Origin of the sequence: Microbacterium sp. BK668 (assembly GCF_004362195.1) — a bacterium.
Lineage (GTDB): Bacteria > Actinomycetota > Actinomycetes > Actinomycetales > Microbacteriaceae > Microbacterium.
Genome location: NZ_SNWG01000001.1, coordinates 2,620,506 through 2,644,923 on the forward strand (window position 1 = coordinate 2,620,506; position 24,418 = coordinate 2,644,923).

Sequence of the window (24,418 nt, forward strand, 5' to 3'; positions counted from 1 at the left end):
CGCCGGCGCCGGGCGGATTGCGGACCTCATCCGCCGAGGATGAAAAGCGATCGGGCATCGCCGACGCGCGTTGACACCGCTCCGCGATCGGCGGTAGACCCGGAGGCGAATGTCGCCGACGTCCCCTCGCCACGGGCCCGCCGTCGACCTCCGAGCCGGGGGGCCTCGCGGAGAGCGCGCCCCCTCATCTTGAGGGAGTAGCAGTGTCAGATACCGAAAAGACCACGAGATCGGGCAGCGCCGCGAAGGTCGGAAACGCCGCGCTGTCCTGGACGACGATGGCGATCCTCATCGCCACCGCGGTCGCGAGCGTTCGCGGTCTTCCCGCCATGGCGCCGTACGGATGGGCGTCGATCTTCCTGTACGTCCTGCCCGCCATCGTCTTCATGGTGCCCGTCGCGATGGTCGCGGCCGAGCTGGCCAGCGGCTGGAAGGGCGGCGTCTTCGTCTGGGCCAAGGAGGCGTTCGGCGACCGGATCGGGTTCGTCGCCATCTGGCAGCAGTGGATCCAGAACGTCGTCTGGTACCCCGCGCAGCTGGCGTTCTTCGCGTCCGCGCTCGCCTACGTCTTCAACCCGGCGCTGGCCAACAACGGCCTGTTCACGGGCTTCGTGATCCTCATCGTGTACTGGTTCTCGACCCTCATCGCCTTCCGCGGCGTGAAGGCGTTCGCGGGGGTCAGCAAGTGGGGCTTCCTCGCAGGCACGATCGTCCCGTCGCTCGGCCTCGTCCTCTTCGCGATCCTGTTCCTCACCAGCGGCGGCCAGTCCTCGCTCCCGCCGGTGAGCGAGGCGCAGTGGCTCCCGACGTGGACGGGCCTGGCGAGCATCGTGCTCATCGTCAGCAACTTCCTGTCCTACGCGGGCATGGAGATGAACGCCGTGCACGTCAACGAGATGCAGAACCCGGCCAAGAACTTCCCGAAGGCCATCGTCCTGGCCGCGATCGTCATCCTCATCGTCTTTATCTTCCCGACCCTTGCGATCTCGGTCGGGGTCCCGGCGAACGACGTGAACCTGACGCAGGGGGTGCTGCAGGCATTCGACGTCTTCTTCACGCAGCTCGGCATGCCGTGGGCGACGACCGTCATGTCGCTGCTCATCGTTTTCGGCATCCTCGCCTCCGTCGTCACCTGGATCCCCGGTCCCAGCAAGGGTCTCCTGATGGTCGGGCGCCAGGGCTACCTGCCGCCCTCGCTGCAGAGGACGAACCAGTACGACATGCAGGTGCCGATCATGGTGGTGCAGGGTGTCATCGTGACGATCCTGGCCCTGCTGTTCGCGATCGTGCCGTCGGTGCAGAGCGTGTTCTGGGTCTTCTCCGCGATGGCGGTGCAGCTCTACCTGATCATGTACATGATCATGTTCCTCGCGGCGATGCGGCTGCGCCGCACGCATCCCGACGTGAAGCGCGGCTTCCGCGTGCCGGCGATGCCGCTGTTCGGCTGGGTGGGCTTCTTCGCGAGCCTGCTGGCCTTCCTCATCGGCTTCGTCGAGCCGTCCAGCAGCACGATGGGCCAGCCCTGGTACTCGCTGCTGCTCGTCGCGGGGATCGTCGTGCTCGGCATCTGGCCGTTCATCCTCTATGCGATGCGCAAGCCGAGCTGGAAGATCCACCCCGACGTGTCGCACAAGCACGAGGACGGAGACGCGGATCTGACCAAGACGAAGGCCACGGCATCCTGAGCGCCCTTCGCGCACACCCGCAGAACTGACTCGACACCGGAAAAGGAAGAGAAGAGCACAATGCTGCACCACCGCGACAACATCCGCGACGAGATCCTGGACGAGGTCTTCGCCTCGACCGACCTGTCGGTCTCGATGCCGAAGTACCGCATGCCCGAGAAGGAGCACCTCGCCAGGCACGCCTATCAGGTCGTGTCCGACGAGCTCATGATGGACGGCAACTCGCGGCAGAACCTCGCGACGTTCTGCCAGACCTGGCTCGAGCCCGAGGTGCGCCTCCTCATGGCCGAGACGCTCGACAAGAACATGATCGACAAGGACGAGTACCCGCAGACGGCGGCGATCGAGGAGCGCTGCGTGCACATCCTCGCCGACCTGTGGAACTCGCCCGACGCGGTGAACACCCTCGGCACGTCGACGACGGGCTCGAGCGAAGCGGCGATGCTCGGCGGCATGGCGCTGCTGTGGAACTGGCGCGCACGCCGGCGCGCAGCGGGCAAGCCGACCGACAAGCCGAACCTCATCACGGGTCCGGTCCAGGTCTGCTGGCACAAGTTCGCGCGGTACTGGGACGTCGAGCTCCGCGAGATCCCGATGGACGGCGACCGTTTCCTCATGACGCCGGAGGAGGTCCTCACGCGCGTCGACGAGAACACCATCGGCGTCGTCCCGACCCTCGGGGTCACCTTCACCGGCGGCTACGAGCCGGTGCAGGCCGTGAGCGAGGCGCTGGACCAGCTGCAGGCGGAGAAGGGACTGGACATCCCGATCCACGTCGACGGGGCCAGCGGCGGCTTCCTCGCACCGTTCACGGCGCCCGACATCGTGTGGGACTTCCGCCTGCCGCGCGTCAAGTCGATCAACACCTCCGGGCACAAGTTCGGGCTCGCGCCGCTCGGTGTCGGCTGGGTCGTGTGGCGGGATGCCGCAGACCTGCCGGAGGACCTGATCTTCAACGTGAACTACCTCGGCGGCAACATGCCGACGTTCGCGCTGAACTTCTCCCGCCCCGGCGGGCAGATCGTCGCGCAGTACTACAACTTCCTGCGCCTCGGTCGCGAGGGATACCGCAAGGTCCAGCAGTCCTGCTACGACACCGCGATGTACCTCGCCGACGAGATCGACAAGCTCGGCCACTTCGACATCATCAACGCAGGCCGTCCCGACGAGGGCATTCCGGCGGTGTCGTGGAAGCTCAAGGACGGCGTCGACCACGCGTTCACGCTGTTCGACCTCGCCGACCGGCTCCGCGCCCGCGGCTGGCAGGTGCCCGCCTACACGATGCCGCCGAACCGGGAGGACCTGCCGATCCAGCGCATCCTCGTGCGCGCCGGCTTCAGCCGTGACGAGGCATCCCTCCTCATGGACGACTACCGCGACGCGATCGCCCACTTCGACAAGCACCCCATCACGGTGCCGATGAGCGAGGAGGAGGCGGGAGCCTTCCACCACTGAGCGGGCTCGAGGGGCGGTCCGGGCGGCATTCGGCGGCTCGGACCGCCCCTTCGGCATCGCTACCATCGGAGGGTGACCCGGCCCCCTCGCCCCCTGCGCCTGCGCCGCGAGGCGTGGGGCTTCATGATCGGATCGGCATGCTTCGCGGTCGGCGCCGTGCCCGCCTACGCCGACGCCGTCGGCCCCGTATGGAGTTCGGCGACGTTCTTCCTGGGCTCGATCTTCTTCACCCTCGCCGCCCTCATCCAGCTCGCGCTGAGCGGGAGGCGTCCGCCCGAACGTCCGCTGCAGGGAGCGGATGCCGCGGACTGGTGGAGCGCCGCGATCCAGTTCGTCGGCACGCTCCTGTTCAACCTGAGCACCGCCGCGGTGCTCGTGCAGGCCGTCGCGTCGCCGGCGCAGGAGCTGACCGGATGGCGGCCGGACGCGTGGGGCTCGATCGCCTTCCTCATCTCGAGCACCCTCGCCCTGGTCGCCGCGAACCGCAGCGGTGAGCTGTGGGATCCGCTCGCCCGCACGTGGCACGGCACGTTCCTCAACATGGTCGGCTCGATCGCGTTCGGCTTCTCGGCGGTCGGCGCGTACGTGCTCCCCGCGACGGGCGATCTGCGCAACCTCGAGTGGGCGGATCTCGGCACCTTCCTCGGTGCGATCTGCTTCTTCCTGGCCGCCGCGCTGGCGCGCCGGAATACCGAGCACGACGCTCCGCGTTAGGCCTGACGTGACGGAAGCCATCAAGATCGACGTGTGGAGCGACATCGCCTGCCCCTGGTGCTACATCGGCAAGCGCAATCTCGAGAAGGGACTGGCCGATGCATCCACCGATGACGACGCCCCCGTCGTGGAGGTGACGTACCACTCCTTCGAGCTCTCGCCCGACACGCCGGTCGACTTCGAGGGCGGCGAAGCGGACTACCTCGCGCGGCACAAGGGCATCACGGCGGATCAGGCGAACGCCATGCTCGAGCGCGTCACAGGCGTCGCCGCCGAGGCCGGCCTGGAGTACCGGTTCGACCTCCTGAAGCACACCAACACCGTGAAGGCGCACGAGCTGCTGCACTTCGCGAAGGAGCAGGGCCGTCAGCTCGAGCTCGCCGAGCGGCTGATGTCGGCCTACTTCACCGAGGGCCGTCACCTCGGTCAGGAGGACGAGCTCGTCGCGCTCGCCGCGGAAGCCGGACTCGAGGCCGACGCCGCCCGCGAAGCGCTGCGCAGCGGCCGGTACTTCGCGGCCGTGCGGGCGGATCAGGCGCAGGCGGCCGCGTACGGCATCGGCGGCGTCCCGTTCTTCCTCATCGACGGCAAGTACGGCGTGTCGGGGGCCCAGCCCCCCGTGGCGTTCGCGCAGATCGCGCGCCAGGTCTGGGCCGAGCGCCGCGAGGTCGGGGAGGATGCCGCCTGACCCGCGCCAGCGGGCCTACGCGGGCAGGTTCTTCTCGATGACCTCGACGATCGCGGGGTCGTCGGGCTTCACGTTCGGCCGGAACCGGTGCATCTCGCCGCCGGGCGTCAGCACGAACTTCTCGAAGTTCCACAGCACCGGACCGTGCTTGCCCTCGGCGTCGCGGGCCTTCTTGAGCGCCTTGAAGAGGGGCGCCGCCTTGCCGCCGTTGACCTTCACCTTGTCGAACACGGGGAAGGTGACGCCCCACGTGACGGAGCAGTACTCGAGGATCTCGTCCATCGAACCCGGCTCCTGACCGGCGAACTGATTGCACGGAAAGCCGAGCACCGTGAAGCCGCGGTCGGCGTAGGCACGCTGCAGCTGCTCGAGCTGCTCGTACTGGGGCGTCAGCCCGCACCGCGATGCGACGTTCACCACCATGAGCACCGAGTCGCCGTAGTCGGCGAGGGTCTTGCTCTCGCCGTCTGCGGTCTGGAAGGGGATGTCGCGGAGCGAGACGTCGACGGCCTGGGTCATGTCTCCCAGGCTATGCCGTCCTCCACAGGCGGCGGCTCGATTTCGTCTGGGAGAATGGAGGGATGACGACCGCCCTCGCTCCGGCCCCTGCGCTGCGCATCGGGCCCATCGAGCTCGATGCGCCCGTCGTGCTGGCTCCCATGGCCGGAATCACCAACACCGCCTTCCGGCGCCTGTGCCGCGAATACGGCGCGGGGCTCTACGTGAGCGAGATGATCACGTCCCGCGCACTCGTCGAGCGCAACGCGACGACGATGCGTCTCATCACCCACCACGAGTCCGAGACGCCGCGCTCGATCCAGCTCTACGGCGTCGACCCGAAGACGGTGTCCGAGGCGGTGCGCATCCTCGTCGCCGAGGACCGCGCCGATCACATCGACCTGAACTTCGGATGCCCCGTCCCGAAGGTGACGCGCAAGGGCGGGGGAGCCGCGCTGCCGTGGAAGCGCGACCTGTTCCGCGACATCGTGACCGGCGCCGTCCGCGCCGCCGGAGAGGTCCCGCTCACCATCAAGATGCGCAAAGGCATCGACTCCGATCACCTCACCTATCTCCAAGCGGGGCGCATCGGCGAGGACGCGGGCGTCGCGTCGATCGCGCTGCACGCGCGCACGGCCGCCGAGTTCTACTCGGGGGAGGCGGACTGGTCGGCCATCGCGAAGCTCAAGGAGACCGTCACGAGCGTCCCCGTGCTCGGCAACGGCGACATCTGGTCGGCCGACGACGCCGTGCGCATGATGGCCGAGACCGGCTGCGACGGCGTGGTCGTCGGACGCGGATGCCTGGGGCGGCCCTGGCTCTTCGGCGACCTCGCCCGGGCCCTCGGCGGCCCGGCGAAACGCTCGGGGACCGGGGCATCGGGGCCGGTCGATGCGACGCTCGGCTTCGTCGCCGGGGCCTTCCGCCGTCATGCCGAGCTGCTCGTGGACTTCTTCGACGACGAGGACCGGGGCTGCCGCGACATCCGCAAGCACGTCGCCTGGTACTTCAAGGGGTACCCCGTGGGCGGCGACACCCGCGCTCGGCTCGCGACCGTGTCCAGCCTCGCCGAGATCGACGAGCTCCTGGCGACCCTCGACCTCCAGGCGCCGTACCCGGGGGCCGCGGCCGAGGGGCAGCGGGGACGAGCGGGAAGTCCCAAGCGGCCCGCCCTGCCGGACGGCTGGCTCCAGACGCGCGACCTCGGCGTCGAGGCATCCGCCGCGCTCGCCGAAGCGGAACTCGACCACAGTGGCGGCTGACCGCTCCCCGTCGCCGGCCGTGACCGGTGCGGTGGGTGTCGCGTCGGAGCGGCCGGAGGGCTATGACGACGCGTCTGCCGCGCGCTTCCACGTCGAGCGGCACCGGTCGCAGCGCGACGACTTCGCCCGCGATCGCGCCCGCGTTCTGCACTCCGCGGCGCTTCGGCGTCTCGCCGCCAAGACACAGGTGCTGAGCCCCGCGAGCCCCGCGGACTTCGCCCGCAACCGCCTGACGCACTCGCTCGAGGTGGCCCAGGTGGGGCGCGAGCTCGCGACGGCGCTGCGGCTCGCGCCCGACGTCGTCGATGCGGCGTGCCTGAGCCACGACCTCGGTCACCCGCCCTTCGGGCACAACGGCGAGCGTGCGCTCAACGACTGGGCGGAGGACGTGGGCGGGTTCGAGGGGAACGCGCAGACCCTTCGCATCCTGACGCGCCTGGAGCCCAAGGTCGTCGACGACGACGGCGTGAGCTTCGGGCTGAACCTCACCCGCGCGAGTCTCGACGCGACCTGCAAGTACCCGTGGACGGCGGATCATCCGCTTCCCGACCCGGGCGGTCGCCTGAAGTTCGGGGTGTACCCCGACGACGAGCACGTCTTCCGGTGGATGCGCGCGGATGCGCCGGGGCGCGTCCGGTGCATCGAGGCGGAGGTGATGGATCTCTCCGACGACATCGCCTACTCCGTGCACGACTTCGAGGACGCGATCGTCAACGGCTACCTCGACCCGGCGCTGCTTGCCGACCGGCGCCAGCACGAGTCACTGCTGACCGGCATCCAGGCGTGGGTCGGTTTCGACTTCGCGCGCGACGAACTCGCCGACGCCCTCTTCCGTCTCATGCGGATGCCGGAATGGATCCGCTCGTTCGACGGGACCCGGGCGGACCACGCCCGCCTCAAGAACCTCACGTCCGACCTGATCGGCCGATTCGCGCGCGCGGCGACGACCGCGACCCGCGAGTCGTATGCGCTGCCGGTGCTCACGCGCTACCGCGCCCACGTGGTCGTGCCGCGCGTCGTCGAGGCCGAGATGGCGGTGCTCAAGGGGATCGTCGGCACCGTTGTCGTGTCGATGGAGGGGCGCAAAGAGCTCTACAAAGAGCAGCGGCGCGTGCTCAAGCGGCTCGCGACGGCGCTGTGGGAGCACCCTGACGCGCTCGATCCGCTGTACGCGGCGGACTTCGAGGCGGCGGAGACGGATGCCGCGCGACGGCGCGTCATCGTCGATCAGGTCGCGAGCCTCACCGACCAGCTCGCCATCGCGTGGCACGGCCGGCTCGTCGGCGAGGTCGACGCCGCGTCGATCGGCGTGTGGGCGCCGGGCTCCCCGAAGCCTCCTCGCCCCGCCGCCCGCGAGGGCGCCTGATGCCCGGGCGGATCCGCCAGGCCGATGTCGACGAGGTGAAGGCGCGGACGAACATCGCCGACATCATCGGGGAGCGCGTGGCGCTGAAGCCCGCCGGTGTCGGTGCTCTCAAAGGGCTCTGCCCGTTCCACGACGAGCGCAGCCCGAGCTTCAACGTCCGCCCGCAAGCGGGGTTCTACCACTGCTTCGGGTGCGGCGAGTCGGGCGACGTCTACTCGTTCCTGCGCAACCTCGACCACCTGTCGTTCACCGAGGCCGTGGAGCGCCTGGCGGGCCGGATCGGCTACACGCTGCACTACGAAGACGGCGGAGCGGCTCCCGAGAGCACCGGACGCACGCGCCTGTACGCCGCGAACGCCGCGGCCGCGGACTTCTTCCGCGCTCAGCTCGCGGCGCCCGAGGCCGAGATCGCCCGCCGATTCCTCGGCGAGCGAGGCTTCGACGCGGGCGCGGCCGCCCACTTCGGCGTCGGGTTCGCACCCAAGGGGTGGTCGGGCATGCTCGACGCGCTCACGGCGCAGGGCTTCTCCCGCGACGACCTCACGGCGGCCGGGCTCGTGTCGCAGGGACAGCGGGGCGTGTACGACCGGTTCCGCGGCCGAGTGGTGTGGCCCATCCGCGACGTGACGGGGCAGGTGCTCGGCTTCGGCGCGCGCCGCCTCTTCGATGACGACAACGGTCCGAAGTACCTCAACACGCCGGAGACGACGATCTACAAGAAGGCGCAGGTGCTCTACGGCCTCGACCTCGCCAAACGCGAGATAAGCCGCAGCCACCGGGTGGTCGTCGTCGAGGGCTACACCGACGTCATGGCCTGTCACCTCGCGGGCGTCACGACCGCCATCGCGACATGCGGCACCGCGTTCGGGTCCGACCACATCACCGTGCTCCGGCGCGTCATGGGCGACGACTCCGCGGCCGGCGAGGTGGTCTTCACGTTCGACCCCGACGCGGCGGGTCAGAAGGCCGCCCTTCGCGCCTTCGCCGACGCCAAGCGCTTCAATGCGCAGACCTATGTCGCCGTCGGTCCCGAGGGGCTGGATCCCTGCGACCTGCGGCTGCGGCGCGGCGACGGCGCGGTGAGATCCCTCATCGACACGAAATCGCCGATGGTCGAGTTCGTCCTCGATCAGCGCATCTCGGGGTTCGATCTGGCGAGCGTCGAGGGCCGCGTCGGCGCGCTTCGTGCCGCCGCGCCCGTCGTGGCGGAGCTGCGCGACCCCCTGCTGCAGCCCGAGTACGTGCGCGTCCTCGCACGGCGCCTCGGCATGGACACCGAGGACGTGCGCCGCGAGGTGGAGCGGGCCGGCCGCGCCGGCGACCGGGCTCCGGCCCGCCAGAGTGCCGATCGACCTTCCGACCACGCGGCGGATGCCCCGCCCGTCGTCCGCGTGACACTCGCCTCTCTGCCGCGCACCGCCGATGTCGCCCTCGAGCGGGACGCGCTCATGGGTCTTCTGCAGTTCGGGCACCGGCTGGATGCGCCGCTGCGCGACCGGGCCTTCTCCCTGCCGTTCCGCCACCCCGCGCTCGAGGCCGTCCGCGGCGCCGTCGCCCCGGGTGCCGCCGTGGACCGGCCGGGCTGGGCCGCGGCCGCCGTGGGTGCCGTGCGAGAGCCGTTCCGGTCGCTCGCCGCGGAGCTCCTCACGGCCGACTTCCCGGCCCTGACCGACGACGAGGCGGTGGCCTCGGCATCCTCTCTCTCGCGGCGCCTCATCCAGCGCGCGCTCGACCGCGAGAAGGCCGAGCTCCTCGGTGCCATCCAGCGCGTTCCGCCGGACTCGGAGGAGGGGCGATCCATCCGGCTGCGCCTGCGCGAGCTGGACATCGACCGCCAGCGGCTGACCGCCGAGGACTGAGCGCCGCGCACCGACCCGCGTGCCGTCCACCGCACGCCGAGTCAGCGGGCGAGCCCCCGGTCTCGAGCGGCCGGATGCTGTCTCGCGGCGCACATGACGGCTTGCAGGTCAAGGTCGTTGGCGGGATGGCTCGCCGCACGGCAGGATGAGTCCATGCCCCGTCGCCGACCCGCCGACGTCGCCATCCGCGCGTCCGACCTGTCGCTCGCGCGCTCGACGCGCGGAGGGGTGGACGTGCGCGTCGTCGACGGAGCGTCCTTCGTGCTTCCTCACTCCGGGACCCTGGCGATCATGGGACCGACGGGCGCGGGCAAGTCGAGCCTCGCGGCGATCCTCGCAGGGGTCGAAGAGCCGGGCCTCGCGGTCGTCGGCGGCGAAGCGTGGGTGGAGGGCATCCCGGTGCGCAGCCCCGGTCGCTCCCGCCGGGAATGGACCTACTTCGCCGGGTACCTTCCGCAGTCCGCCGGCGCGAAGCTTCCCGCCCGGCTGACGGTGGCGGACGTCATCGGCGAACCGATCACCAGCCGCGACCGTCGCGTCAATCAGCGCGCGCTCGCCGTGCGCGTCGCGACTCTCCTCGACGAGCTCATGCTCCCGCTCGGCGCGGCGGCGAAGTATCCGTACGAGCTCAGCGCCGGCATGCGGCAGCGCGTGGCATTCGCCCGCACCCTGGTGCTCGAGCCGCGCGTCCTCATCGCCGACGAGCCGTTCGCGAACATGGATGTCGAGGTGCGCCGCGCCGCGCGCGATGCGATCCTCCGCCGACGCGGCCGCGGGATGTCCGCTCTCGTCGTGACCAACGAGGCCGATGTCGTGCGAGACCTCTCGGCGGACGTGCTCGTGCTTCGCGGAGGGCACACGGTGGCATACGGCCGCGGGACGGAGCGCCTGCTGTGGACGCCGAGCTCGGGAGCCGATGAGCGCCTCATCGCGTCATGAGCACCCTCCCGGCTTTGCTAAGATGGTGTGGTTGCCCGCGCGAGAGCGCGAAGCATTCCTCCATAGCTCAATTGGCAGAGCAATCGGCTGTTAACCGATAGGTTCTTGGTTCGAGTCCAAGTGGGGGAGCAGATCGGCCCCGAGCTCCACCTCGGGGCCGTTCGTCATTCCCGGTCCGAGCCGACCGGCACTGGCCGCTCGCGGCGAGCGTCCTCAGCCTCGTGCAGGAGCAGGCGTCGCGCTTCCTCGTACAGGCGCATCGCGCGCTCCGGTGAGTCGCCCACGGCCGTCATCCCCACCCGGCCGTGCTCGGGAAGCGAGCTGATCATGTGGAAGACGATCCCCTCCTGTCGGGAGGGGTCGAAATGGATGCCGTACCGTGCCACGACATCGAACAGGTCGCCGACCGACAGCGCGCGGAGTTCATCGCTTTCGAGGTGATCGGTCGCCACGAGGTGTTTGTCGACGCCCTCGGGCGTGACGAACCTCCCTGAGTCGCCGTCATAGGAGCCGTTCGTGAGGAACTGCAGCGTGAGGAAGGGATGAGTCGTCCCGCCTCTGCGCAGATTGAGCTCGATCGCGTAGGCCGACCACTCGCCGCCATCGCGGACCACGACGAAGTCGACGGCGAACCGTCCGATGACACCCTCCTGGGCGAGTCGTCGGCCGATCGCCATAGCCGGCTCGCTGATGAGACGCGAGTACGCGCGATCCGCCGGGAAGACGCATCCCAGGTAGCTCTGCCCGCTCGCGCCCCCGAGCAGCTGATCGTGGGTGGAGAGCAGCTCCACCTCGCCGTCGGGCCGCACGCGCATCTGAACACTCGGGCTGACCAGCTCCTCGCCGACGATGCGCTCCTCGACGATGCCGCCGCTGCTCTCCAGCGCGCCGAGGAATGCCTCGGCCGACAGCCCGGGCGCCTCGGGGAGGAGCGCGCCGAGCCGATCGCGCACGACGTGGCGTCGGGACCCCGGCGGCGCGGACGCGACCCCCGACAGATCGAGAAGGGCGTTGCCCGCTCCGGAGACGCCCTCGTTCAGCTTGACGATGACCTGCGAGAGCGCCGGCTTCCTGTCGAGCATCGCCTCGATCGCCGTCACGACATCGTCGACCGAATGGAGGTCCTCGGCCCCCAGGGGGTAGAGGATGCCCACCTCCCCGAAGAGCCGTCGGCATCCCGTCTTGGTTCCGAGAGGCGCCAGCCGGGGATCGGGTCCGTACATCGGGATGCCGAGGCTCAGCGCGAGATCGCGCTCGAGCCTCGTCGTGCCGTACGGGACCAGGTGCGACCGCCGCGGATTCGGTATGCACGCCGCGATCTTCTCGAGGAGCCTCGGACGCTCGAGGAGCTTCTGGGTCAGGGGCACCGTCGAGGCATCCCCGACCGGGAGAAGCGTCAATCGCGCCAGCGCGTGGCTGGGGATCACGCCCGGAAGAAGCGCGAGGTAGTACTCGATGATGCGGGGGTCGATGGGCATCGATGTCACGTACACCATGCGCAGCCTCGGCTGGCGAAGAAGGAGCAGAAGGAAGAGGAAACGCTCCTCGAATGCCTGCATGATGCTGCCGCTGCGGCCGGTCGTCGAGGTCGCGACGACGGACGGGACGACGACGACCGACTCGTCGTCGTAGCCCGCCCTCATCGCGCCCCACACGTCGGACATGCGTCGCTGCAGCACGCGGAAGCGCTCGTCCCTCTCCGCCTGGTCCAGGTCCGACAGAAGCGCCGGAGAGGCTTCCGCCGGGCCGGCTTCATGCTCATTCATGGCTTCGTCCCCTTCTCTGCACGTCGGAGCGCCGCGATGTCGAACACCCGCACGGGACGACTGAACCCGCGCAGGTCGAGTTCGCCGACCGGTCGTGCCTCTACGAGAGCCTCGACCGCGGAGAAGACGCGCTGCGCGACGAGGATCTGTCCCGCATCGGCGGCGGCGCACAGGCGCGCCGCGAGATTCGTCACGCTGCCGATGGCGGCGTAGTCCGAGCGCCCGGGGAAGCCGATGCGCCCCAGGGTCGCATACCCTTGCGCGATGCCGACGCCGAACCCGAGCCGGTATCCGCGCCGCTCCCAGCCCGCGATGAGCCCCGCGACGCGCTCGCGCATGGCGACAGCCATCGCGACCGCCCGCTCCGCGGGATCGTCGCACGGCACCGGGTCGTTGAAGAACACCATCAGTCCGTCGCCCGTGAATCGCTCCAGAGTGCCGCCGAAGAGGTCGATGAGCCCGCCGAGTGCGTGGTGGTACTCGGAGAGCACGCCCATCACCTCCTCGGGTTCACTCGATTCCGCGAACGACGTGAACCCGCGCAGATCGCAGAACACCACGACGATCTCGCGCCGATGGCTCGCGAGGAAGTCCTCCTCGTGCGAGTCCATCACCAGGTCCACGAGCTGCGGAGGGAGGAACCGCCGCAGCCGCCCCATCCTCTCGAGGTCCTCCAGCTGCGCGGTCACCCGCCCCTCGAGCTCGGCATTCCATGCCGCCAGCTCTCGGGCCTGCCGCTCGATCGTGTCGTGGTACCGCTTGATCCGTGCGAGCGATGCCACGCGCGCGAGGAGCTCCTCGCGCTGGAACGGCTTGCTGATGAAGTCGTCCGCGCCGGCCTCGATGGCGCGGAGGCGCTCCTGGTCACCGCTGGCCGTGATCATGACGACAGGCAGGAAGCGGGTTGCGGGAGCCAGCCGGATGCGCCGGCAGACCTCGTAGCCGTCGATGTCGGGCATGACGATGTCGAGCAGCACGAGGTCGGCGCGCGAGGCGGGGAGCACATCGAGCGCCTCGGATCCCGATGCGGCGGTGACGACGCGGTAACCGCGCGGACTCAGGGTGGCATCCAGCAGACGCAGGTTCTGCGGCACGTCGTCGACGGCCAGCACGGTGACGGGCTCATCGGCGTCGATCTCCTCGGCGCCCGCTGTTGCGCTCATGACGGCTCCCGCTTCGGGAGCAGGTCGTGGACGTACCGCCGCAGCTCGACGACGCCGATGGGCTTCGTGAGGTAGCCGTCGAAGCCCGCGGCGAGCGCCTTCGCACGGTCCTCGCCCATCGCGAAGGCGGTGAGGGCGACGACTGGCAGGTCGGGCGGCCCCTCGTCGCGGAGCCTGCGCAGCGCTTCGTAGCCGTCGATCCCCGGCAGCTGCAGATCCATGAGCACCAGGTCGGGAGGCTCCGCCAGCGCGCGTGCGACGCCGTCCTCCCCGGTCGACGCCTCGATGACGTCGAAGCCCGACGCCCGAAGAACACCGCGCACGAGCTTCAGGTTGAGGGGGTTGTCCTCGACGACGAGGATCCGCTCCGCAGGCATCGCCCTCACCCTCCCCACGCCGCCGACGGCACGAGGCCGTTGCGCTGCAGAGCGCCGACGATGGCGTCGCGGGCGACGGGCTTCACGAGGTAGTCCGACGCGCCGAGCGTCAGACCCCTGGTCCGCTCGTCGAGCATCGACACGACGATGACCGGGATGTCTCGCGTCATCACGTCCGACTGGAGACGACTCAGCACCTCCCACCCGTCGATGCCGGGCAGCCGGATGTCCAGCAGGACCGCGGCGGGATGGAGAGCCCGGATCATCCCGAGTCCCTCCAGTCCGTCTCGCGAAAGCACCACCTGCAGCCCGAGACCGTCGAGGTATGCGGTGATGAGGTCGAGAGACGCCCGGTCGTCGTCGATGACCACGATCGACGGGGCCTCCGCGTCCACCGCTGCCGGCGCCTGACTCGCCTGGGGCCGGAGGGGGACGGAGAAGCCGAAGGTGCTCCCGACCCCGACTTCGGTCTCGAGCCACATGCGGCCGCCGAGAAGCGCGACGATGCGTCGGCACAGAGCCAGCCCCAGACCCGTGCCCTCCTCGCGCTGCGGCCCACGACGGCCCTGCTGGAACGACTCGAAGATCAGCTCGCGATCGGCCGGAGGGATGCCGACTCCCGTGTCCGTGACCGTCACGGAGAGCTCGTCGTCCGCGCGGGCTGCCGCGAGCACGACTCGGCCGCCGTCGGGAGCGAACTTCACCGCGTTGCTGAGCAGGTTGACGAGCACCTGCCGGAACCGCAGCTCGTCGGCGTGGAGGGTCTCCGGTGCGTCGCCGGCCTCGAGCGACAGGGAGATGCCGTGCGCCGCCGCGCGGGCGCGGACCATGGAGAGGGCGTATTCGAGCGCCGGCCGGAGGGGGAACGTCGACGCATCCACCTCCATGCGGCCCGCCTCCACCTTGGAGAGGTCGAGGATGTCGTTCAGCAGCTGGAGCAGGTGGCGCCCCGAACTCAGGATGTCCCGCACGTACTCGTCCTGGCGCTCGTTGAGCTCGCCGAACATGCGCTCCAGCAGCACTTCCGAGAAGCCGATCACGGCGTTGAGCGGTGTGCGCAGCTCGTGCGACATGCTGGCGAGGAACTCGGACTTGTGCTGGCTCACGACCTGCAGCTCCGCCGTCTTCGTCTCGAGCTCGCGGAAGAGCCGAGCGTTGAGGATCGCGAGCGCCGACTGGCCGGCGAACGCCTCGAGGAACTCCAACGTCTCACGCGAGAAGTCGCCGGCGGCACGGCGGCGGACGACGAGAGCCCCGACGATGCCTTCGCCACTGAGCACGGGAACGGTCACCATCGACCGCCAGCCGTCATCGCGAAGGAGGCGAAGATGCTCGTCGAGCTCGACCGTCGCGAGATCGGGCACGACGAGCGGCCGCCCCTCGCGTGCAGCTCTCCCGACGAGCGTCGTGTCGATCCCGATCTCCACCGCACGGAGCCGGGCGAGGAGCTCGGGGCTCGTCTCGTAAGCCGTGCGCACGAAGAATCGTCGTTCCTCCTCGGCGAACTCGAGCATCGAGCCGCCGTCGCACCCCGAGAATCGCACCGCGTTCATGATGATCGCGGCGAGCACCTGGTCGAGGTCGAGGCTGGAGCTGACGGATGCACCCACCTCGCGCAGCGCCTCGAGCTGCTCCACCTTGCGCGCCAGCTCCGCGCCTCGGGACTCGAGCGCCTTGACGAGGTGAACGTGCCGCACGACGATGGCGGCCTGCGCGGCGAAGGCCTGCAGCGGCGCGATGTCCTGCTCGTCGAACGACTGAGCCTCGTAGCGCCACAGCGACAGCACCCCCACCACCTCGTCGTCGAGCAGCATGGGCGCGGCCAGCAGCGTGCGGTAGTTGCCGATCCGCTGGACGTCCTGCCGGCCGTACGCGGGATCCGCGAGGACGTCGGGGATCTGCTGGATGACGCGATCCTCGGCGACGCGGCCGAGCAGCGTGCGGCGATCCAGCCCGAACGGGTGCTGTTCGATGTAGGCCGTGAACTCCCGGGACAGCCCCACCCACGACTTGAGGACGAAGGTGCCTCCCTCGATCAGGTACACCTGGCCGACGTCGGCGTTGCACAGGCGCCTCGCGCTGGCGACGACGCTGTGCAGGACGGCGTCGGGGTCGGAACCGGATCGTCCGAGGGCGAGGAGGACCTCGTTCATGGCCGCGAACTGCTCGGTGGCGTCGTTCAGGCCCTGCGGCGGGATCCTGTGACCCCCGTCGCCTTCCCCTGCCCCGCGCCGACCGCTGATGACGGCCTCCTCCCGAAGACCCTGCGCCCCACGACAGGCGTCATTGTCCTCGCCGCCACACCCGCGCACAAGACACCTCGAGCGCCAGCGGAGGGGTCACGGCTCCAGGTCGTCGACCCCCGGGGTCCAGGAGGCGCCGGGACGCCCCCAGCCGCGCTTGCGCGCGATCTTCTGGGTCGTCTTCCAGTCGCCGTCGTCGAGCCGGTCGAGATAGAGGATGCCGTCGAGGTGGTCGAACTCGTGCTGCATGATGCGTGCCCGCCAGCCGTCGACCTCGATGCGCACCGGTTCGCCGTCGAGATCGGTGCCCGTCACGAGGACCTCCTCCGAGCGGCGGAGCGGGAACCGCTCGCCCGGGAACGACAGGCAGCCCTCCGACTCGTCGTCCGGATCGGGGTCGCCCGGCACGAGCGGCCGCATCCACAGCTCGGGGTTCACGATCACACCCCGCCACGGACGGCCCTCGTCGTCCTGGTACGAGTACGTGAAGATGCGAAGCGGAACGCCCACCTGGGGAGCGGCCAGACCCACCCCCGGCGCGGTGTCCATGGTCTCGAACATGTCGGCGACGAGCGTGCGGATGTCGTCCGTGATCTGCTCGACCCTCGAGGCCGGCGCGTGCAGGACGGGGTCACCCATGATGCGGATCGGGAGAACGGCCACGCCTTGAGCCTATCGAGGCATCCCTGCCGTTAGTGTCGGAGGGTGCTGTGGGCGGAGCTGACGATCGATGAGGTGACGGACGACCTCATCGGCTTCTTCCGAGATCCGGCCATCCTCATCGGCATCCCGCTGGCGCTCCTGGGCGCCGTCTTCATGTCGTTCGGCGCGCAGTACCAGCACCGCGGCGTCACGAAGGTCGAGCGGCTGAGCGGATCCTCGGGGAAGGCCGGTCTGAGCGGGCGACAGCTTCTCAGCCTGCTCAAGCGACCGTCGTGGGTCGTCGGCACCGTCATGCTCGGCCTCGCCATCATCTGTCAGCTGAGCGCCCTGGCGTTCGCGCCGCTCATCATCGTGCAGCCGATCGGAGCGATCTCGCTCGTCATCACGACGCTGCTCAACTCCCGCGTCACGGGCATCCGACCGACGCGGCGCTCCATCATGGCCATCGTCGCGTGCGTCGGCGGCATCTTCATCTTCGTCACCATCGCGGCGTTCTTCGCGACCGAGAATCGGGTCACGCCCCGCGAGACGATCGTCATCCTGTCGCTCCTCGGCATCGTGCTGCTGGCTCTCGGCGGTCTCTGGTTCTGGCTCCGCAAGCGCGGACAGGCGCTGTTCTACATCGTCGCGTCCGGCATGATCTACGGGTTCGTCGCTACCCTCGCGAAGGTCGTCATCGAGCGCATCAAGGCCAACGACTTCGACTGGCTCACGATCCTGACGATCGTCGCGCTGCTGGCCGCCGTGGCGATCGGCGCCTACTTCGTCCAGACCGCCTACGCCGTCGGCCCGCCCGACCTCGTCATCGCGGGGCTCACCGTCATCGATCCCATCGTGGCCGTGATCATCGGCCTCACGGTGCTTCAGGAGGCGGCCAACGCGCCGCCGTGGGCCTTCGTGGGCTTCGCGGTGGCCGGTGCCATCGCCGTCTTCGGCGTCATCACGCTCGCGCGATTCCATCCGCAGGTGCTCTCCGACAGTCAGGAGCTGCCCATCCAAAGGGGAAGCACGCCTCCGCCGGCGGGGAACGGGCCCGAGGGCAGCCACTGACCGGGGGATGCCGCGCTCAAGCGTCCCCCGGAACCTCGATGACGATACGGCCCTCGTCTACGCGGCCCCTGTCTCCGGGCAGCGGCGCGGGCGCCGGAAGCTCGACGGCAGCCTCCCAGTCGGCGTGCGCGTCTTCGGCCGAGGGACGCCACACGGCGTCAAGCCCCGAGCCGAGCCCGCCCGACGGCGCCCTGCCCGCGAGCTGGCGACGCAGCTGGTCGCGCTTGAGCACGGGCGCCAGCACGACGAGGACGACGGTCGCGAGCAGTGCGACGCCGACGACGATCCATACGCCTTCGTCCATGATGCTCGGAGTCTAGACGCGACTGAGCAGGCGGTTCTCCTCGACGGCCTCGAGAGCGAGCACCTTGTAGCCCTGGTCCTCGAAGAACACCGTGATCCGATCGCTCTCGACGTCGACGACGCTTCCTCGGCCCCATTCGACGTGCTCGACGCTGACGCCGGCCGGATAGGGCAGCTCCGCCTCGTCGGCCTCGTCGTTCTTCGCGGTGCCGGCGCGGCAGGTGTCGCAGTGCCCGCAGGGGTCGGGCAGGTCCTCGCCGAAGTACCCCAGCAGCACGCGGCGGCGGCAGTCGCGCGTCTCGGCGTAACGCCGCATGACCTCCAGCCGGGACTGCTCGATCCGCTCGCGACGCTCGGACGCCTCCTCCGCGGCCTCTGCGGCCTCCCGCGGCGAGAACCCCGCCCGAGCCTTTGCACCTGCTCGGGTCATGCTCACCGCGCCCCCCTCGGCGAGCAGGTTGAGCAGACCGGTCGCCGACCGTGATGAGATGCCGAGCTCGCCCGCCAGATCCTTCGCGCGCACGGGGGAAGAGGATGCCTCGATCGCCGCGAAGGCCGCGGCGGCGCGCTCCTTGTCGACACTGCGTGCCACGAAGTACTTCCGCAGGCCCAGGTCCTCCGAGCGGTAGAACAGCACCGCCGACGACGCGTCGCCGTCACGGCCGGCCCTTCCCACCTCCTGGTAGTACGCGTCGAGGGAGTCGGGCACGCTGGCGTGGACCACGAACCGGACGTTGGGCTTGTCGATGCCCATCCCGAAGGCGTTCGTCGCCACGACGACATCCACCTCATCCTCGAGGAAGGCATCGTGGACCTCGGATCGCTTCCGTGCTCCGAGTCCTGCGTGATACGCCGCCGCCCGCAGGCCGCGCTGCTCGAGGTCGCCGGCGAGCTCCTCCGTCTCGCGACGGGTCGCGGTGTACACCAGTCCCGGACGGGGGAGTGCGAGCACCTCGTCGATGACGCGATCGCGCTTGTCGTCCGACGAGACGCTCCGGTGCGAGACGAGGTCGATGTTCGGGCGATCGACGCCCCGCACCACGACGACGGGGTCGTCCAGACGGAGGCGGGCGGTGATCTCGGTGCGGACCGGCTCGGCAGCGGTCGCGGTGAGGGCGACGGTGACCGGACGCCCCAGCCGCGCGCGGACATCGCCGAGCCGGAGGTAGTCCGGCCGGAAGTCATGTCCCCAGCTCGCCACGCAGTGCGCTTCGTCGACGGCGAGGAGACCGACCTTCAGACGCCGGAGACGCTCCACGACGTCGTCCTTCGCGAGCTGCTCGGGAGCGACGAACACGAACTCCGCGTCGCCCTCGCCGAGGGCCTGCCACGCTTCCTCGACCGCACGCTCACCGATCGACGAGTTGATCGCGACGCCTCGGGGTGCGTGCGGAGTCTCGTCGAGCTGATTCAGCTGGTCGCGCTGGAGCGCGATGAGGGGCGACACGACGACGGTGATGCCGTCACGGAGCGATCCGGCCAGCTGATACACCGCGGACTTGCCCGCGCCCGTCGGCAGGACCGTGATGACGTCGCGCTCCTCCAGGAGGGCGGAGACGGCCTCCTCCTGACCGTCGCGCAGGTTCTCCCACCCGAAGAGTTCCCGAGCCGCCTGCGCGATCGATGGCTTCGTCATCCTCGTCTCCTTTCGACGCCGGACCATCCTCGCAATCGGGGGCATGCCCGAAGCAGGGATTGACACGGAGCTGTGGAGAAGTGGGACTGTAGGGCGGGTGGGACTTGTCCCTACCGCCACTCCACCCGCCGCTCCGCGGCGCGCGGAGCCTCCGGCGGCAGGGGCCCGCCCACAAGCGCGTCCGCATCAACACCCGCCCTACGTGACGAGCCGCCGACCTGCGGCCGGCGGCTCGTCACGTAGGGCGGGTGGGACTTGAACCCACGATCGTCGGGTTATGAGCCCGCTGCCTTGACCAGCTTGGCCACCGCCCCTCGCGCCCTGCGGACGCGCAACGAGCCTACAACGGTCGGGAATGACACGCTTGTCATTCCGCCCGGCCGTGGGCGATAATGGGGCAGCACAACCGAAGAGCCGTCGCGGTTCCGTTCAGGTCGTTGGGGAAGACGTACCTGGCGAAACGGAGAGACCATGGCGACACCACAAGCGCGTGGAGTGATCTACATCCACTCCGCGCCGCGCGCGTTGTGCCCCCACCTCGAGTGGGCCGTCGGGCGCGCCCTCGGGCGCCCCGTGAGCTTCGACTGGGACGACCAGCCCGTGCTGTCGGGCAGTCGCCGCACCGAGTTCTACTGGGAAGGACCCGGCGGGACCGGGGCGGCTCTGGCCACGGCGATCCGCGGCTGGGAGCACCTCCGGTTCGAGGTGAGCGAGGACCCCACGCCGCGCAGCGACGGCGGGCGCTGGATGCACACGCCGGGGCTCGGCATCCACTATGCGCAGACGGACACCGCGGGCAACGTCGTGATCGGCGAGGACCGCGTGCGCTACGCGATGGAGGTTGCGGCCGGGGATCCGGTCGAGCTGCAGCGCGAGCTGGAAGTCGCGCTCGGAGCGGCGTGGGACGAGGAGCTGGAGCCGTTCCGGCATGCGAGCGACGATGCCCCGGTGGTGTGGCTGCACAAGGTGGGATGACCGCACCGCGCGCACGAGGGCGGGTGAGGCGCCACTACCGGTGATCGGAGGCCAGAAACCCGGAGGCTGGGAACGCGAATCGCCGCCCGTCACGAGAGAGGCCCCGGGAACCGTCGGGTTCCCGGGGCCTCTCCGCGCGGAGACGCAGATCAGACGGAGGCGAACGCGGCGACCGCGTTGTGCCCGCCGAATCCGAACGAGTTGCTGATCGCGAGCTGCTGGCCGTCGCCGAGCGGCTGGCCGTCGCCCGAGATCCGGAAGGGCACCTCGGGGTCCTGCGTCGTGATGTTGATCGTCGGCGGCGCGGTGCGCTCGCGCAGCGCGAGAACCGTGAAGATCGCTTCGAGCGCCCCCGTCCCGCCGAGGAGGTGCCCCGTCGAGGCCTTGGTGGCCGAGACGGGGATGTCGTCGATGCGCGCTCCGAAGACCGACTTCAAGGCGACGTACTCGTTCGGATCGCCGACCGGGGTCGAGGTCGCGTGCGCGTTGATGTGCGTCACGTCGTCGGGGGAGGCATCCGCCATCTCGAGCGCGAGTCGCACCGCGCGTGCGGCTCCCGTGCCCTCCGGGTCGTTGGCGGTGATGTGGTAGGAGTCGGCTGTCACGCCGCCGCCGACGACGGCGGCGTAGATCTTCGCGCCCCGCGCTTTGGCGTGTTCCTCGGTCTCGAGGATGAGAACCGCCGCACCCTCGCCCATGACGAAGCCATCGCGGTCGACACTGCCGGGTCGCGACGCCGTCTCCGGAGAGTCGTTGCGCCGCGACAGAGCCTGCATCGACGAGAACGCGGCGATCGTGACGGGATGGATCACCGACTCCGTGCCGCCCGCGATCACCACGTCGGCAAGGCCCGAGCGCAGATGCTCGATCGCGTTCACGATCGACTCCGTGCTCGAGGCGCACGCGCTGGCAACGGTGCGCGCGTAGGCGCGGGCGTTGAAGTGCAGCGACAGGTTGCCGGCCGCGGCGTTGGGCATGAGCATCGGCACCGTCATCGGGAGGACCCGGCGCGGCCCCTTCTCCCGGAGCGTGTCCCAGCCGTCGAGGAGCGTCCAGAGACCTCCGATGCCGGTGGCGAAATCGACGCCGAGGCGCTCCGGCTCGACGTCGGGAGCTCCGGCGTCCTCCCAGGCCTCGATCGCCGCGACGAGCGCGAACTGCGACGACGGGTCGAGACGCTTGGCCACCGGCCGGTCGAGGACCGTGTCGGGACGGACCTTGGCCTCGGCGGCGAAGGAGACGGGGAGGCCGTACCGCTCGGCCCAGTCGTTCTCCAGCGTGTGCGCACCGGATTCGCCGGCGAGGAGCGCGGACCAGCTCTCGGGAGCCGTGCCGCCGAGGGGCGACGACGCGCCGATGCCGGTCACGACGATGCGGGAGTTGCTCATGTCGTTTTGAATCCTCGTATGTGAGCCGGTGGGGGCCGCAGCCCCCACCGGGGCCTCGCGTCAGCGAGCCGGGGGTATGGGGCGCAGCCCCGCGCCGGGATGGCTACGCCTGGTTGGACGTGATGAACGTGACGGCGTCGCCGACGGTCTTGAGGTTCTTCACCTCGTCGTCGGGGATGGTGACGCCGAACTTCTCCTCCGCATTGACGACGATGGTCATCATCGAGATGGAGTCGATGTCGAGGTCGTCGGTGAACGACTTGTCGAGCGCGACCTCGTCGGCCGAGATGCCGGTCTCGTCGGTGATGAGTTCTGCGAGCCCTGCGAGGACCTCGTCGTTGGTGAATGCCATGGGTTGTCTCCTGTTTCTGAGGGGGTTCTCGGGTCCGGGGGCGGACCGTGGTTCAGTCTATGGTCGGGTTGCCGCGCGTCACGGGAGGCGGACGACCTGGGCGCCGAAGACGAGCCCGGCGCCGAAGCCGATCTGCAGCGCCAGTCCGCCGCTCAGCTCCGGGTGCTCCTCGAGCAGCCGGTGGGTGGCGAGAGGGATGGATGCCGCCGAGGTGTTGCCGGTCGTCTCGATGTCGCGTCCGATCACGACGGTCTCGGGAAGGCCGAGCTGCTTGGCGAACTCGTCGATGATGCGCATGTTGGCCTGGTGGGGAACGAAGGCGGCCAGATCGGATGCCTCGACACCTGCGGCCTCGAGGGCCTGCCGCGCCACCTTCACCATCTCCCACACCGCCCAGCGGAAGACCGTCGGCCCCTCCTGGCGAAGGGTCGGCCACGGCGCCTCGCCGTCGCGGAACTCGGTCAGGGTGTAGTTCATGCCGACGGCGTCGGCCTTCGAGCCGTCGGAGCCCCACACGGTGGGACCGATGCCGGGGGAGTCGCTCGGACCGATCACGACGGCGCCGGCGCCGTCGCCGAGGAGGAACGAGATGCTCCGGTCGGCGGGGTCGACGATGTCGCTGAGCTTCTCGGCTCCCACGACGACGACGTAGTTCGCGATGCCCCCGCGGATGAGCGCGTCCGCCTGCGCGACGCCGTACGCGAACCCTGCGCAGGCCGCGTTCAGGTCGAACGCTGCCGCGGGATTGGCTCCGACCCGGTCGGCGACGATGGCCGAGACCGACGGCGTCTGCTTCGGATTGCTCACGGTCGCGACGATCACGGCATCGACGTCGGATGCCGGCACCCCGGAGCGCTCGATGGCCTCCCGCGCGGCATCCGTCGCCAGCTCGATGGCCGTCGTCTCCTTGACCGCACGCGTACGCGTGACGATGCCGGTGCGCTGGCGGATCCACTCGTCGCTGGAGTCGATCGGTCCGACGAGCTCTTCGTTCGGGACGGCGATCTCGCCGCGCGCCGCGCCGTACGAGTAGATGCGGGTATGCGCCGGCCCCGTGGGCTGGATCAGCGGACGGGTCATGCCGTCTCTCCGTTCAGGAGGGCGTCTGCCGACGCCAGATCGTCGGGCGTCTTCAGCGCCACACCCGGGACGCCGCGCAGGGCGCGCTTGGCGAGACCGACGAGCGTCCCGGCGGGGCTGAGCTCGACCAGGCCTGTGACGCCGGCATCGGCGAAGGAGGTCATGCAGAGGTCCCAGCGGACGGGAGAGGCGACCTGCTCGACGAGGAGGTCGCGATACGCGGCGCCGGACTCCACTACGGACCCGTCGCGATTGGTCCACACGCGCAGCGCCGGGTCGTTGGTCGCGACCTGCGACGCCGCGTCGCGGAGCTTGTCGACCGCCGGCGCCATGTAGCGGGTGTGGAAGGCTCCGGCGACCTGCAGAGGAATGACGCGGGTACCCGCGACCGGGTCGGCGGCGAGCTTCTGCAGCGCGTCGAGGGCTCCCGCCGCGACGAGCTGTCCGCCGCCGTTGTAGTTCGCGGGCGTGAGGTCGAGCTCTTCGAGCCGCGAGACGACGGATGCCTCGTCGCCGCCGATGACGGCGCTCATCCCGGTCTGCTCCGCCGCCGCAGCCTCGGCCATCGCGCGCCCCCGGATACCCACGAGCCGGAGGGCATCCTCTTCGGACAGGACGCCGGCCGCGGCGGCCGCGGCGAACTCGCCCACGGAATGGCCGGCGACACCGGACACTCGGCCGCGCCCGTCCAGTGAGTTCCACGACAGCAGGCTCGCCGCCACGATCAGCGGCTGGGCGACCCGGGTGTCGCGGATGCGGTCGGCATCCCACTCCGTGCCCGCGGCAATGAGGTCGACGTCCGCCCACTCGGAGTACTGGGCAAGCCGTTCGCGAGCGCCGTCGCGCTCGAGCCAGGGGGCGAGAAATCCGGGGGACTGAGAGCCCTGCCCGGGAAAGACCGCGATGATCACCAGTCCATCCTCCCAAGGATCGGATCCGGCCCTCTGGCGAGAAGC

General features: G+C 70.0%; 22 protein-coding genes and 2 tRNA genes. 11 read left to right on the plus strand and 13 right to left on the minus strand.

What is annotated here, in order from left to right:
• Window positions 1-203: 203 nt before the first annotated feature.
• From EV279_RS11735 to EV279_RS11750, 4 genes are all read left to right on the plus strand, one after another.
• Complete coding sequence (locus tag EV279_RS11735; protein ID WP_208109522.1) at window positions 204-1,685, plus strand: amino acid permease; 1,482 nt, start codon at window positions 204-206, stop codon at window positions 1,683-1,685.
• A 60-nt stretch (window positions 1,686-1,745) separates the two neighbouring features.
• Window positions 1,746-3,140, plus strand: coding sequence for a glutamate decarboxylase (locus EV279_RS11740; protein WP_133543682.1), 1,395 nt, complete (start codon window positions 1,746-1,748; stop codon window positions 3,138-3,140).
• A gap of 72 nt (window positions 3,141-3,212) precedes the next feature.
• Window positions 3,213-3,854: a hypothetical protein gene (locus EV279_RS11745; protein WP_243728547.1), complete on the plus strand. Its 642-nt coding sequence runs from the start codon at window positions 3,213-3,215 to the stop codon at window positions 3,852-3,854.
• Window positions 3,855-3,861: 7 nt separating this feature from the next.
• Entirely contained in the window at window positions 3,862-4,542 is a 681-nt protein-coding gene (locus EV279_RS11750; protein ID WP_133543684.1) for a DsbA family oxidoreductase, read from the plus strand.
• Between the two features lie 15 nt (window positions 4,543-4,557).
• Here EV279_RS11750 and EV279_RS11755 read toward each other — a convergent pair whose 3' ends face one another.
• On the minus strand, window positions 4,558-5,061 hold the full coding sequence (locus tag EV279_RS11755) for a glutathione peroxidase (protein ID WP_133543686.1): 504 nt from the start codon (window positions 5,059-5,061) through the stop codon (window positions 4,558-4,560).
• Window positions 5,062-5,123: 62 nt separating this feature from the next.
• On the opposite strand from EV279_RS11755, the gene dusB reads away from it, so the two are divergent.
• The 5 genes from dusB (at window position 5,124) to EV279_RS11780 (ending at window position 10,595) form a co-directional block, all read left to right on the plus strand.
• Complete coding sequence (gene dusB, locus EV279_RS11760) at window positions 5,124-6,302, plus strand: tRNA dihydrouridine synthase DusB (RefSeq protein ID WP_133543688.1); 1,179 nt, start codon at window positions 5,124-5,126, stop codon at window positions 6,300-6,302.
• Window positions 6,292-7,668: a deoxyguanosinetriphosphate triphosphohydrolase gene (locus tag EV279_RS11765; protein ID WP_133543690.1), complete on the plus strand. Its 1,377-nt coding sequence runs from the start codon at window positions 6,292-6,294 to the stop codon at window positions 7,666-7,668. Before dusB ends, EV279_RS11765 begins: the two co-directional genes overlap by 11 nt.
• On the plus strand, window positions 7,668-9,527 hold the full coding sequence (gene dnaG / locus EV279_RS11770; protein WP_133543692.1) for a DNA primase: 1,860 nt from the start codon (window positions 7,668-7,670) through the stop codon (window positions 9,525-9,527). Before EV279_RS11765 ends, dnaG begins: the two co-directional genes overlap by 1 nt.
• Before the next feature lie 153 nt (window positions 9,528-9,680).
• Complete coding sequence (locus tag EV279_RS11775; RefSeq protein WP_133543694.1) at window positions 9,681-10,466, plus strand: ATP-binding cassette domain-containing protein; 786 nt, start codon at window positions 9,681-9,683, stop codon at window positions 10,464-10,466.
• A gap of 56 nt (window positions 10,467-10,522) precedes the next feature.
• Window positions 10,523-10,595: transfer RNA gene (locus EV279_RS11780), tRNA-Asn, on the plus strand.
• Between the two features lie 35 nt (window positions 10,596-10,630).
• On the opposite strand, the gene EV279_RS11785 is transcribed toward EV279_RS11780, so the two are convergent.
• The 5 genes from EV279_RS11785 to def all read right to left on the minus strand — a co-directional run bounded on the left by EV279_RS11785 (window position 10,631) and on the right by def (window position 16,678).
• Complete coding sequence (locus EV279_RS11785; RefSeq protein ID WP_133543696.1) at window positions 10,631-12,232, minus strand: peptide ligase PGM1-related protein; 1,602 nt, start codon at window positions 12,230-12,232, stop codon at window positions 10,631-10,633.
• Window positions 12,229-13,395, minus strand: coding sequence for a response regulator (locus EV279_RS11790; protein ID WP_133543698.1), 1,167 nt, complete (start codon window positions 13,393-13,395; stop codon window positions 12,229-12,231). The genes EV279_RS11785 and EV279_RS11790 overlap by 4 nt, the downstream gene beginning before the upstream one ends.
• On the minus strand, window positions 13,392-13,772 hold the full coding sequence (locus tag EV279_RS11795; protein WP_133543700.1) for a response regulator: 381 nt from the start codon (window positions 13,770-13,772) through the stop codon (window positions 13,392-13,394). Before EV279_RS11795 ends, EV279_RS11790 begins: the two co-directional genes overlap by 4 nt.
• A gap of 5 nt (window positions 13,773-13,777) precedes the next feature.
• Complete coding sequence (locus EV279_RS11800; RefSeq protein ID WP_133543702.1) at window positions 13,778-15,925, minus strand: GAF domain-containing protein; 2,148 nt, start codon at window positions 15,923-15,925, stop codon at window positions 13,778-13,780.
• A gap of 186 nt (window positions 15,926-16,111) precedes the next feature.
• Window positions 16,112-16,678 carry a peptide deformylase gene (gene def, locus EV279_RS11805; RefSeq protein WP_133543704.1) on the minus strand — a complete coding sequence of 189 codons (567 nt, stop codon included), beginning with the start codon at window positions 16,676-16,678 and terminating at the stop codon, window positions 16,112-16,114.
• A 42-nt stretch (window positions 16,679-16,720) separates the two neighbouring features.
• Here def and EV279_RS11810 point away from each other — a divergent pair, with 42 nt between their 5' ends.
• A complete protein-coding gene (locus EV279_RS11810; RefSeq protein WP_243728548.1) occupies window positions 16,721-17,728 on the plus strand; it encodes a DMT family transporter in 1,008 nt (335 codons plus the stop codon).
• Window positions 17,729-17,744: 16 nt separating this feature from the next.
• On the opposite strand, the gene EV279_RS11815 is transcribed toward EV279_RS11810, so the two are convergent.
• From EV279_RS11815 to EV279_RS11825, 3 genes are all read right to left on the minus strand, one after another.
• Entirely contained in the window at window positions 17,745-18,032 is a 288-nt protein-coding gene (locus tag EV279_RS11815) for a hypothetical protein (protein WP_133543706.1), read from the minus strand.
• A gap of 12 nt (window positions 18,033-18,044) precedes the next feature.
• The gene (locus EV279_RS11820) at window positions 18,045-19,667 is read right to left on the minus strand and encodes an ATP-dependent DNA helicase RecQ (protein WP_133543709.1); all 1,623 of its coding nucleotides are present in this window, start codon (window positions 19,665-19,667) and stop codon (window positions 18,045-18,047) included.
• A 240-nt stretch (window positions 19,668-19,907) separates the two neighbouring features.
• Window positions 19,908-19,981 (minus strand) — tRNA-Ile (locus EV279_RS11825).
• 157 nt (window positions 19,982-20,138) lie between these two features.
• Here EV279_RS11825 and EV279_RS11830 point away from each other — a divergent pair.
• On the plus strand, window positions 20,139-20,642 hold the full coding sequence (locus EV279_RS11830) for a DUF3145 domain-containing protein (protein WP_133543711.1): 504 nt from the start codon (window positions 20,139-20,141) through the stop codon (window positions 20,640-20,642).
• A gap of 149 nt (window positions 20,643-20,791) precedes the next feature.
• Here EV279_RS11830 and EV279_RS11835 read toward each other — a convergent pair whose 3' ends face one another.
• From EV279_RS11835 to EV279_RS11850, 4 genes are all read right to left on the minus strand, one after another.
• Complete coding sequence (locus tag EV279_RS11835; RefSeq protein WP_133543713.1) at window positions 20,792-22,030, minus strand: beta-ketoacyl-[acyl-carrier-protein] synthase family protein; 1,239 nt, start codon at window positions 22,028-22,030, stop codon at window positions 20,792-20,794.
• Between the two features lie 103 nt (window positions 22,031-22,133).
• Window positions 22,134-22,382 (minus strand): acyl carrier protein, encoded by a 249-nt coding sequence (locus EV279_RS11840; protein WP_133543715.1) that lies wholly within the window; start codon window positions 22,380-22,382, stop codon window positions 22,134-22,136.
• A 78-nt stretch (window positions 22,383-22,460) separates the two neighbouring features.
• A complete protein-coding gene (locus tag EV279_RS11845) occupies window positions 22,461-23,462 on the minus strand; it encodes a beta-ketoacyl-ACP synthase III (protein ID WP_133543717.1) in 1,002 nt (333 codons plus the stop codon).
• Window positions 23,459-24,373, minus strand: coding sequence for an ACP S-malonyltransferase (locus EV279_RS11850; protein WP_133543718.1), 915 nt, complete (start codon window positions 24,371-24,373; stop codon window positions 23,459-23,461). Before EV279_RS11850 ends, EV279_RS11845 begins: the two co-directional genes overlap by 4 nt.
• Between the last annotated feature and the right edge of the window lie 45 nt (window positions 24,374-24,418).